The organism is Rossellomorea sp. H136 (assembly GCF_056838065.1).
Window position 1 is genome coordinate 1,224,143 of sequence record NZ_CM166371.1, and the last position, 12,311, is coordinate 1,236,453.

Annotated in this window: 9 protein-coding genes; 8 read left to right on the plus strand and 1 reads right to left on the minus strand. The window is 44.7% G+C overall.

All coding sequences use genetic code 11. From position 1 onward, the window contains the following. Positions 1-119: 119 nt before the first annotated feature. The 8 genes from ACYH0O_RS06185 (at position 120) to ACYH0O_RS06220 (ending at position 11,236) form a co-directional block, all read left to right on the plus strand. Complete coding sequence (locus ACYH0O_RS06185; RefSeq protein ID WP_482631629.1) at positions 120-953, plus strand: STAS domain-containing protein; 834 nt, start codon at positions 120-122, stop codon at positions 951-953. 162 nt (positions 954-1,115) lie between these two features. Then, positions 1,116-1,652 (plus strand): hypothetical protein, encoded by a 537-nt coding sequence (locus tag ACYH0O_RS06190; protein WP_482631630.1) that lies wholly within the window; start codon positions 1,116-1,118, stop codon positions 1,650-1,652. 122 nt (positions 1,653-1,774) lie between these two features. Beyond that, on the plus strand, positions 1,775-2,107 hold the full coding sequence (locus ACYH0O_RS06195) for a hypothetical protein (protein WP_482631631.1): 333 nt from the start codon (positions 1,775-1,777) through the stop codon (positions 2,105-2,107). A 214-nt stretch (positions 2,108-2,321) separates the two neighbouring features. Beyond that, a complete protein-coding gene (locus tag ACYH0O_RS06200; RefSeq protein WP_482631632.1) occupies positions 2,322-4,385 on the plus strand; it encodes a DUF4179 domain-containing protein in 2,064 nt (687 codons plus the stop codon). Positions 4,386-4,595: 210 nt separating this feature from the next. Further along, positions 4,596-6,503 carry a PTS mannitol transporter subunit IICBA gene (locus ACYH0O_RS06205; RefSeq protein ID WP_482631633.1) on the plus strand — a complete coding sequence of 636 codons (1,908 nt, stop codon included), beginning with the start codon at positions 4,596-4,598 and terminating at the stop codon, positions 6,501-6,503. A gap of 84 nt (positions 6,504-6,587) precedes the next feature. Then, positions 6,588-8,654, plus strand: a complete 2,067-nt coding sequence (locus tag ACYH0O_RS06210) for a BglG family transcription antiterminator (RefSeq protein WP_482631634.1) — start codon at positions 6,588-6,590, stop codon at positions 8,652-8,654. A 5-nt stretch (positions 8,655-8,659) separates the two neighbouring features. Then, positions 8,660-9,799: a mannitol-1-phosphate 5-dehydrogenase gene (locus ACYH0O_RS06215; protein ID WP_482632509.1), complete on the plus strand. Its 1,140-nt coding sequence runs from the start codon at positions 8,660-8,662 to the stop codon at positions 9,797-9,799. Positions 9,800-10,585: 786 nt separating this feature from the next. Next, complete coding sequence (locus tag ACYH0O_RS06220) at positions 10,586-11,236, plus strand: 2OG-Fe(II) oxygenase (protein ID WP_482632510.1); 651 nt, start codon at positions 10,586-10,588, stop codon at positions 11,234-11,236. A gap of 36 nt (positions 11,237-11,272) precedes the next feature. On the opposite strand, the gene ACYH0O_RS06225 is transcribed toward ACYH0O_RS06220, so the two are convergent. Then, positions 11,273-12,232 (minus strand): DMT family transporter, encoded by a 960-nt coding sequence (locus ACYH0O_RS06225; protein ID WP_482632511.1) that lies wholly within the window; start codon positions 12,230-12,232, stop codon positions 11,273-11,275. Positions 12,233-12,311 lie beyond the last annotated feature (79 nt).

A 12,311-nucleotide genomic window follows, 5' to 3' on the forward strand; every position in this document is an offset into this window, starting at 1 on the left:
GAATATGTAATTTTGGGTATAGACCAATGAGATAGCAGTGGCAGAGTTTCTATTCTTCTTGCCAGTTAGGGTCATGGGTTATGGACTGATCACATTATCTTATAGAAAGAAGGTCGAATATGCAGGTATCGGAAAAGTTTTATGAATTTATGTGCGAACGTACATGGCAGCTGACGGAGAATTGGTATGAGTCGTTGGATAAAAGTGATCCTTCAGGCGTGTATTCTTCAAAGGATCCTAAGGTGATTCAAACATTGAAGCGTCAAAATCATGAATTTCACGAACGCTTTTGTGTCCTTTTTAAGGATATAGGACAGGATGCACTATGCAATTTCGCCCAGTGGATCGAGGGAATTGCAAAGGATGAAGAACACTTACAAACCCCTATTCACTATATACTTAGGGAGTTCTTCAGAACCCAGGATCAGTACCTGGAGATTTTGCAGGAATTTAGCCGCCAGCATGGCAGTGAGCTTCCACTGGAGAGAATCGAGTCATTCAGGGAATTGATTATTAAAACCTTTAGTCTTGTCATTTCCAAATTTTCCGAAGAAAATTACGAATATGCCCAAAGACGCCTGAAGGCACAGCAGGAAATGATCAGGGAGTTGAGTTCGCCGGTCATATTAATTGATAAGAAGACAGGGGTACTACCTCTTGTCGGGGATATCGATACAGGAAGAGCGAGATATATCCTCGAGAATACACTGGCAGAATGCGTCGATAAAAATGTTGAGCACTTATTCATTGATTTATCCGGTGTCATCATGGTGGATACGATGGTTGCACATCAATTATTCCAGATCATCGAAAGCCTGAACTTAATTGGTGTGAAGAGCACGATTTCCGGGATTCGTCCGGAAATTGCCCAAACAGCCATTCAACTTGGTGTATCATTTGAAAATATTTCTGTCACTTCGACTCTTGAACGAGCATTGAATGGGCAACGCTAGAATGAAGTCATTCAACGAGCGGTTACTCTGTAATCGCTCGTTTCTTTTTGTTCAATGGAAACTAATTGTTTAACGACAATCTGTATAGGGAATTACCCCCATTATAGAGTGAATATGGTATAAAATGCGTTTGAAGAAATTCAGGCTAGAAGGAGGGGCAACATGCAATTCGTCAAACTGATCCGATTCGACCAAAATGGATTTACCTGCGCTCCACTTCAATCCGATTCTATTTTTATAAATCGGGAGGTCGACAATCTCTTTCATACAGGTCAATCGATTTACACTTCCGAAATGATCCTGCCGCGATACACTGATCGGCAATGGTCCGGGTGTTTTTGTTATTTAGAGGAGTTTACTCAGGTGACTACTGAAAATCGCCATATAGGCTTCCTTCCCAGGGAGAGCGTGATCTGGGTGAGAAATAAGAGCCATCTCGGCGGCGGGATTCCCTACTTTAATTGCTTCGTTCATCCATTGGTGAAAGAAGGGAAAAAAGATGATGATATTATGATCATTGATACATGGGTGAAAATGCGCGTGGAGGATGCACTGGAACGAACGTATATTTGGAAAAAAGAGTATGGTTCGCTCCCTGAGTGGATCACGGAATGCTACCTGATGGAGGGGCAAGTGAAACGTCTGGTCTATCCTTCTACTAATGAAAAGACCATGGAATTTTGGTTAAGTAAAAATTAAACATACTGAAAGTCATGAATGCCCTGTCTTTTTGTTATAATACATAGTAATTGATCTTACAATCTAAAGAAGGTTGAAGTGTAACGTTTTTCGTTCACTTTCTATGTAAAAGGGGAATTCACTTGAAATTTGAAGAGATTAATCCAGAACTAGTGACATTATGTCGGACGTCAGATCCATTTCATATGGCAGAAACGGTGATCGGAGACCGATTAAGAGGTTTGGATATCCTGTCGTTAAAGGGGATAGAGCGTAAAAAGGCCCTTCCGAGAGACGTGGTCAACCTGTTGATCATCTATTTCTTCACAGAGGTCAAAGGCACGGTCTATCATAGAAACGCACTTTCTAAGTTATATAATCATTGGGTCTCTTATGAAGTGTTTACCTTCTCTAAGGCAAAAAAGATGATTGAGCTGGATATGGATGAGCAGCTCGGTGAAATTGACCGCAAATAGATATGCGAAAGGTCTGGATCTATTGGGATTCAGGCCTTTTTTGATGTTTAATATCTGAATGATGCACTAGCTCAATCCTTATCAATGCTTGTTCTGTCATTTGGGATTTGGCCTTCTAATTTCTTTGCCCCAAATACACACCCTTAATATGGTAAAATGGAATTGCATGTTTTATTTTTGGAATATTTCGTTTTTAGAGGAGTGGAATACATATATGGTCACACCGCAAACAGCTCCCTTTTTAGTCAGCAGGATGAGGGAAAAGGACCTGGAATCAGTCATGGATTGGTTTGTTCAGCGTAAACAATCGTTCTATGCCCTGGGACGGATTTATGTAAGTAAGCAAGAGGATCTGGAAGAGATATTTTATCGTTCGATCATCGTGGTACATAATGAATTACACCGATTGAAAAAAGAAACTTCATTTGAATCGTGGGCTGTTTCTCTTTTTATACATTATGGCCGGGATCTCTCTAAAAATAAAAATTTCCGGGATTCAGAGGGTCAGAAATCTGATCAAACGCTCTTTCATGCCTTACTTCAATTAGAAGATCTGGAGAAAGAGGCGATTGCTTTAACGTATTTCAACGAATGCTCTTTTGCAGAAGTTGGACGTATTCTGGATATTTCAGTAGAGAAGGTTAAGTCCTGTGTATTTTCAGGTGTACGAAAGCTTAGGGAAGAGTTGGGTCACGGTTCTTTCGAGGGCTGTCGGGAATATCATGAGCATTATCTTGAGTACTTAGGTAGAATGATGGATCGGCCTGAAAAGGTAGAGTTTGAGATGCATATTTACCATTGTCACGGTTGTCAGGAGGATCTGGCCTCTTTTCAGGAAGTGGTACTGACTTTGGCAGGAATGACAGATACCATAGAGGTCCCTGCTGGATTCATGGGGAGGGTCACGAGCAAGGTGGAGGAAAGAGAAGCGAGCAAGCAAAGGAAGAAAAAGAAACGGAAATCGATCTGGCTTGCCTTCGCAGGTGTTTTCGCGATGCTCGTATCGATCGGATTCGTGACAGGTAGATTCTCCAGTCTCTACTATGCATGGACGGAAGAGGATGAACAATTGCGTCCCATCCTCCAGCATGACCTGGGGGAACGGCTGAATCTCGAATCGGAAAGCAATGGGGTGAAGATCACCATCAAGAGTGTCGTCGCCGATGATGTACAGACTCTTGTCTTTTATGAAATAGAGGATACCGAGGAAGACAATCGCTATATGATGAATGCTCAAGAAGGCGTCCATATCGAAAATGAATATGACGTCATGAGGCGTGATGTGCAACACATGTTCTACTCAGCTCCCGTCGATCAGGGCGAAATACAAAATGAAGAGAAAAATGTGTATAAGGGCACCCTGAGCCTCCTGCCGGTTTCGGTGGATGAAGGAACAATTAAATTGAATGTAGCAAGGCTCATGCAAATAGTTCAGGACCCCCAAAAGGAAGGGGTTTACCGTGGGGAGATGACATTTGCCGAAGGGGATTGGAGCTTTGACATTCCGTTTACAAAGCAGTCATCCCGGGTGCATAAGCTTGATAAGGAAATCGACATTGACGGGATTCCGGTCCGCCTGGATAAGCTGACGATTGCGCCGACCACGACGCTCCTCCAGTACAGCTTTCAGAATCAGGGTGGGAACAGAAGGATTGATGTCATTACATTTAATTCCCTTGAAACGGATAAGAACAAGGTGGAAGCAGGCATCTTTGGAAGCAATATGTACGTGGAATCCTTTGATCAGGAAGGGTGGAGTGCCTTTACATCGGGCTTTGACACCTTATATTTTGAAAATCCCAAAGAAGTGAACATTCAATTTGATTCCATTCATTTATCTGTAGACGATCGGAAAACCATACCGCTTGATAACCTCAAGGACCTGCCCCAGACTTTCGAGTATCAAGGGAATACCATTTCCATTGATGAAATCCAGGCAGGAAATCCGGCGAAGTTGATTCTGAGTCATGATGTATCGAAGGATCGTGCCTATGAAAGAGTGAACTATGGGTTCTCCAGCGATTATTTGATGAATGAAAATACTTCAATTGGAGTAAGTGATGGCGATGGAGTATTGATGGATAAAACCGGCAAGGTCCATGAAATCGATGTATATGAGTATGATAAATTAGATCAACCCCGCTACTTCGAAACAGAGCAAACCATAGAATTTTATAACGATTCGTCCAAGGAAGATGTAAACTTGACCAAGCTTGAAATCGAAGGCTACAGCACAACGAAATATGTGGATGACCGGGTGAAGGTGAAGTTGGATTAGGAATATAGAAGAGGGACGGACCTCCTGCGCTAAAAGCATGCAGGAGGTCCGTCCCTCTTCAGTGAGAATAACTTCCCCCAACAGAGAAACAATAGGTTTGTCGTGACAGGGGTGACAAAGTTAGTTTTCATCGTTGTTGTAACCGTCACCATCTGGAGCCTATGATGGATGTAAGAGAAATTATTATTCAATCATGAAAGGATGAGAGAAGTGGCTCAATCAAATATGAAAGTCGCGGTACAAAAGTTTGGTAACTTCCTCAGTTCAATGGTTCTGCCGAATATTGGCGCATTTATCGCTTGGGGTTTAATTACAGCGTTGTTCATACCAACTGGGTTCTTTCCAAATGAAAGCCTTGCCAAACTGGTAGGGCCGATGGTTACGTATCTGTTACCGCTCTTAATCGGGTATACAGGAGGTAAGCTCGTACACGACCAGCGCGGTGGGGTCGTGGGTGCAATCGCGACAATGGGTGTCATTGTCGGTGCACCGGATACACCGATGTTCCTGGGTGCCATGGTCATGGGGCCATTGGGTGCTTACGTTATCAAGAAATTTGACCAGATGATCGAAGGCAAAATCAGAGCAGGATTTGAAATGCTCGTCAATAACTTCTCAGCCGGTATCCTTGGAGGAATCCTTGCGATCCTTGCATTTCTTGGCGTAGGACCTGCCGTTGATGCATTCACGAATCTATTGGTCGCAGGTGTTGACTGGCTGGTAGCAGCGGGACTGCTTCCATTAACAAGTATCCTGATTGAACCTGCAAAGATTCTATTCTTAAATAATGCCATCAACCACGGTGTACTATCACCAATCGGGTTGGAGCAGGTTCAACAGGGTGGAAAATCGATTCTATTCCTTTTAGAAGCAAACCCGGGACCGGGTCTTGGTATTCTGTTAGCGTTCATGTTCTTTGGAAAAGGAACAGCGAAACAATCGGCTCCAGGAGCAGGAATCATCCACTTTTTCGGTGGGATTCATGAGATTTACTTCCCGTACGTATTAATGAAGCCGATGCTGTTCGTTTCTGTCATCCTTGGTGGAATGAGCGGAGTGTTCACCCTTGTTTTATTAGGTGGAGGATTGGTATCACCGGCATCACCTGGTAGTATCCTTGCGATTACTGCGGTTACCCCTCCAGAAGGAATGGCGTACCTGGCAAACTTTGCAGCTGTCCTTGTGGCAGCAGCCGTATCTTTCATCGTGTCCGCAATAGTGTTGAAATCAAGCAAAACAAGTGATGAAGACATCGAAGGCGCAACGAAGAAAATGCAGGAAATGAAAGGCAAGAAGAGTTCTGTAGGAGGCCAAGTGAGCCAAGGAACAATGCCTGAAGAAGTAAACAAAATCGTCTTTGCCTGTGATGCAGGTATGGGCTCAAGTGCTATGGGGGCTTCACTCCTGCGCAAGAAAGTGAAGGCGGCAAGTCTCAACGTCAGCGTAACGAATACATCCATCAGTAACCTTCCATCAGACGCTCAAGTCGTCATCACACAGGAAGAACTGACGCCGCGGGCGAAAAATAAACTTCCGAATGCATATCACATTTCCGTGGATAATTTCCTATCCAGTCCGGAATACGACAAGCTGATCGCGGGTCTTCAGGACGGAATCACGGATGAGCAGGCAGAGGTTGTAGAAGAAGCAGAGGAAGAAGCGGTAAACGCTGAACCGAATGCAGATCACGATGATGATCTCCTCCTGGAAGAGAACATCTTCATGAACCAGGAATTTGCCACAAAAGAAGAGGCGATCCGGTTCGCAGGGGAAGCCCTCGTCAAAGCAGGATACGTGGAAGAAAGCTATGTAGATGCTATGATTGACAGAGAAGGAATTACTTCTACCTACATGGGTAATAATGTAGCCATTCCACACGGTACGGAAGATGCGAAGAAAGCCGTCATCAAATCCGGCTTCACAGTCGTTCAAGTTCCGAACGGCGTGGACTTCAATGGTGAGAAGGCGAAGATGATCTTCGGTATCGCAGGTAAGGATGGCACACATTTGGAAATCCTATCAGGCATTGCCGTTGTCTGCTCTGAGCAGGAAAACGTCGATCAGATGGTACAGGCCAAGTCAGCCAAAGAACTGAAAGATATCATTAACAGCAACTAGATCAATCATTCAGAAAGGCGGGATCTCTGCCTTTCTGTTCTCATTTGTATCGATAAAAGCTAATTCAGGGAAAGAGGGGAAAGCATGTTTATTACATCAAGGGAGAAATCCATCATTGAACTGATTGTAAAAACATCGGGGAAACATACCGTGTACTCTCTTTCTGCGTTCCTGAATGTGAGCGGGAGAACCGTTCAGCGCAACCTGAAATCCATTGAAAGCATTTTAAAACAATATCATTTAGAACTGAAACGAACGGCCAATGAAGGACTGTTCATCGAAGGGAAGAATGAACACATCTATCGCTTGATCCAGAATCTTGCCGAAGTGAATCCGACAGATGAAACACCAGAAGAGCGAAAGTTGAATTTGCTGATCATCCTTCTCCAAGAAGGGCCGTATTTTAAAAAACAGGTACTTGCACAGCAGTTGGGGATCAGCGTCACGACCCTCACCTCGTATCTCGATGAGCTCGCCGATTGGCTGCAAAAATACGGCATCACCTTGACAAGGAAACGAGGGGTAGGGGTTGAACTGATAGCGGAAGAAGCAGACAAGCGTCATGCCCTGGCAAGCTTCTTCCTCGTCTATTTTTATGAAGACATCATCGAGACCCTGTACGGGATGCAAAAGGGGAATCACCTAGATGAGCCGGTGTTGGGGTATTTCAAGGCAGACTATTTAGTCGCTGTCGACAGGGTGGTGAACCACTACTTGGCAGAGGGTCAGATCATGTTGACGGACAGTGATTATATCGGTCTCGTTGTGTATACTTGCCTGACGATACAACGAACCGAAAAGGGCTTCGAATTACAGAAATATGAGCAAGCGGAGGATGATTCTACTGAATATCAGCTGATGGACACGATAGGCAGGAAACTGAAAGATACACTTTCCATTCCAGTGACCAATCGGGATGTTCAATTTTTGACGGTCATTTTAAAAGGGTCCAAAGTTCAGGATCCCGACATCGTTTACTATGACAGTATCCTCCTCGGGCATCTCATCAAGAATGTAATCAAGGATGTATCGGCAGACCTCCATGTAGATCTGTCTGATGACTTTTCCCTTTTCCAGGGTCTTCTTGCCCATATGGGACCATCCATCTTCCGCCTGCAGCAGGAGCTGGATCTTTTCAATCCATTGACGGATGAAATCAAGAAGAAGTATCCCGTGTTATTTTTAGCTGTGAAAAAGAGCCTTGAAACGGAATTCAAGGATATCGCTTTTCCCGATGATGAGGTGGCGTTCATCGTCCTTCATTTCGGATCGGCCATGCTGATGAATGAAGAGAAGGTGAACATCCAAGCCGTGGTCGTCTGTCCGACGGGGATCGGTACATCCAAGATGCTCGCCAGCCGCATCCAGCGGGAACTGACAATGATCAATAAGGTGGAAATCCTGTCGATCAAGGATTTTCAGACGGCGGACCTTGGTGACTACGATATCGTCATTTCCACAGTCAGGCTTCCTTTTACGGAAGTGGAGTATATCCTGGTAAGCCCGTTATTGAGCGAAAAAGACATCGGATTCATCCAAAGCTATCTGCAGAATAACGTAGAAAAGCTGACAAAAAAGAAATACTTGAAAGCAACGCCCCGATCGGGTGAGAAAACTGAAGTCAGGATGCTCCTCAAGGAAATCAAGGATGTCCATTCCAGCATGGAAGCCATACTCACCAATTTCCGGGTTTACCGGAAGCAGTCGGCGGGAAGTCATCTCAGGATCCTGAATGAAATGGTGGAACAAGCGGAACGGGACAAACTTCTTCAACAGTCAAATGTGGTGATGCATCAGCTGATGGAAAGGGAGAAAAAGGGAGGACTCGGTATTCCGAAAACGAACATGGGTCTCTTCCATTGCCGGGACCATAACGTGAAGAAGCTGATCTTCCAGGTAGCCCATCTGGATGAACCGTGTAAAATCAAAGGAATGGACGGCGTGGAAATGGAAATGAAAAGTCTCCTCCTCATGCTAGCCCCTGAGGAGTTGAGCAGGCGGGAACAGGAGATCCTCAGCCTGATCAGTACAAGCTTAATCGAAGATCATATAAGCATGATGATTTATTCGTCCACGAACGAATCGATCATCCTGAAGAAATTAGAAGATCTCTTTCTGGACTACTTACAAACTAATTTGATAAAGGAATGATGATGTTGAAACAAACCGTACATTTTGGAGCAGGAAACATAGGCAGAGGGTTTATCGGAGCATTGTTTTCCCAATCAGGTTACCACGTGACCTTTGTGGACATCGCAGAGCGGGTGATCAACAAGCTGAATGAAGAAGGTCGCTACCAGGTGAAGCTTGCAACGGAAACGAAGGAAATGGAAACGATCGAGAATGTGTCCGGCCTCAACAACCTTCATCAAGAAGGGGAAGTCATCGACACGATCGGAGCGTCCACTTACCTGACGACGGCGATAGGACCGAACATCCTTCCGAGGATCGCTCCACTGATTGCAAAAGGGATTGGTCAGCGTGTAGCGTCATCAGATGAGCCGTTATATGTAATCGCGTGTGAAAATCAGATCGGTGCCACGGATATTTTGAAAAAGCATATTTTAGAAAATCTTGATGAAGATACGGTAAGTAAGCTTGAAGGCAAAGTTTTCTTCTTCAATTCAGCGGTGGATCGCATTGTTCCTATGCAGGATCAGGGTTCATTGGATGTCCTTGTTGAACCATACTATGAGTGGGTGGTGGAAACGAAGGAAGCGGTCCCTCCTGTTGAAGGGATGACGATTGTAGACGACCTTGCACCATACATCGAGCGTAAGCTGTTCACGGTTAATACAGGGCATGCGGTCATTGCTTACCTTGGTTACCTGCAAGGAAAACCAACGATCGATCAAACATTGGCGGATGATGCCATTGCCGATCAGGTTAAGGAGACATTGAAAGAAACCGGTGCTTATCTAGTAAAACAATACGGACTTGATGAAAAAGAGCATCTTGCTTATATTGAAAAGAACATAGAGCGCTTCAAAAATGCCTATCTGAATGATGATGTGACCCGTGTGGGACGTGCACCGATCCGCAAACTTGGTCCCGATGATCGTTTGATCCGTCCGACAACTGAGGCTCAAAAAGCGGGGCTCTCTTATTCTAATCTAGCCAAAGCGATTGCAGCAGCGCTATTGTTTGACAATCCTGAGGATGAACAAGCAATGGAAATTCAAGGTATGATCAAAGAGCACGGTCCGGCACATGTGTTGAAAGAAGTGAGCGGACTGGAAGAAGATAGTGAGATTGTGAAGGATGTTTTAGTGCAGTATGAAGGGTTGAAGAAATAAAATTTTAGAGGCTGGGACAAAAGTTTTTTATCCTAAGTCAAACCCGAACAAACCTGCTTCTTTGTGGGTAGATTTGTTCGGGTTTATTATTTATTTTCGAATCATTTGATTTTAGCTGTTTCCAGCGGTTGATTGGAGTGCAAGACGAAGACTCCTGCGGGAAAGGAGCTTATGTGAGACTTGTCCAGCTATAGGGCTTAGAGGCAAATGTCATAAGGCAGATCGTCCATGAAGGAAAAGAACGCCTTCAAGGCCGCTCCGCCTTATGCCAACCGCCTCTGAGCGAAGCCCCTCCGCTTTTCTACCCGCAGGCTTGCCGAGGAGGCTCACGGGCTACCCGCGGAAAGCGTAGTCTTGCACGGAAATCATTTGCGGTATGAAGAACCTACACTTCTATTGTTCGTCTTTTTATCGTGATTTTTAGTTTTGTCCCAGCCTTTTTTTGAGTGTGACGCATAAACCGGGAGAATTGACGCAAAAATTTTTAAAACGACGCATAAAACCCATCCGTGTCTTTTCTGTGACATCCCACATCCACGCCAATCCTACAACCACCCTCGGGTCCCATAAGATCCCTTATTTTTCATCGAAAAAAAGATAGATTTCCCCTCATCCCGGGTGTAAAATATATTAAAATACACACGCAGGAGGAAACAGCCAAATACAATCTACAGTTATGCCTATTGTTGCGATCGTTTTTCCAGATTGGAAGAATACATGTATGCTTCCACTAACATAAAAATTCAGAATGTTAAAAATACGATAAGAGGTTGATTAAAGTTGACAATGGATACTACTGATATAGCTGTAAAGGAACAAACGATTTTTCACCATACGGGGAATAAGATCAAAACGGGAGACCGGGATATTCAGATTATCTCGAAAATGGAGGAGCCGCTGATCGTCGTTCTTGGCAATGTGTTGAGCCATGAAGAATGTGATGAACTCATCCAGCTTTCAAAGGATCGGGTGCAACGTTCGAAGATAGGGAATACCCGTACCGTAGATGAACTTAGAACGAGCAGCAGCGTTTTCCTTCAAGAAGGCGAACATGACGTTGTGACTAGAGTTGAAAAGAGAATCTCTCAAATTATGAATATACCTGTGGAGCACGGAGAAGGTCTTCAAATCCTTAACTATAAGCCGGGTCAGGAATACAAGGCCCACTTCGATTTCTTCTCGGCATCATCGCGCCCAGTGAAGAATCCGAGAATCAGCACCCTTGTCATGTACTTGAATGACGTAGAGGAAGGCGGGGAAACGTACTTCCCGAAATTGAATTTCTCCGTCTCTCCGCAAAAGGGGATGGCCGTCTACTTCGAATATTTCTATGATAACCAGGAGCTGAACGACTTGACGCTTCATGGGGGGGCACCGGTTATCATCGGAGATAAATGGGCTGCGACCCAGTGGATGAGAAGAAAGATATTTAAATAAAAGTGAAAGAGGAGCATCCGGGATGCCCCTCTTTTTTTAACTTACCGATTTAATTGGTTTGATGATTCCGGAGTTCATTTTTTTCACGTTCAGCGTGTGGATGATCATGCCCGTGATAATCAGAAGGATGCCGATCAGGGCGAATCCTGATGGAAATGGAACGGACAGGATCGCCGCTTCACCTATAATGACAAATAGAATCTGTGTCGATTGGGTCGCTTCCACAGCGGCGAGTTTGCCAGGATGATGGCGGGCCTGATTTGTCGCAATGAAGAATAAGGATGTCGCAATTACCCCTGAGCAGATGGCGACGATAAAAGATTGTGTCACTTGCTGCGTGCTGGGTGCCCCCACCTTGAAAAACGCATAGCACCCCAGTATCAGCCAGAAAGGAGTGCTTGCAATCGTCATCCCCAGAACACGTTGGAAGGTATCAAGCTTTCCACCGCACACCTCCATCATCTTCCGGTTCCCAAGCGGATAAGCAAAGGCTGCGATGATTACAGGTAAGACACCTACGACCATTTCTGAAGGTGACAATCCACTGGCATTTTCCTGCTGGATGAAAAGAACCCCTACTAAAATGATCGATGAGATTGCCAGTGCTCTTTTTTGAATGGAGTGCCTGCGCTTGACCGGTCCCGAAGTATAAAACAAGGGAGCGAGCAAGATGCCTGCGACGATGGTAAATTGCCAAGTGCCCGCGACGAGCCAGCCCGGTCCATACGCAGCAGCATAGGTAATAGGGCCATAAAAGAGCACAAACCCGACAAAACTCCACGTCAACCACTCGAATGGCTTCTTCTTCATTTCAATCCAGACTTGATTTACATTCTTCCTTAAACCTACAATAAGGAATAGGAATGGGAGCATGAACAGGAATCGCAGGGATGAACTCCACATCCAGCTTCCACCCGCGAGCTCCATGGACCGGTTCAGAATAAAGGTGACGGCAAAGAACATAGATGAAATGACACCGAGAGCAAGTTCTTTGATGATGAACACTCCTTTCCGTTTCATATACTATAGTTTATTGTAAGTATATTATAATATACTTACATACATTGTCTATAGA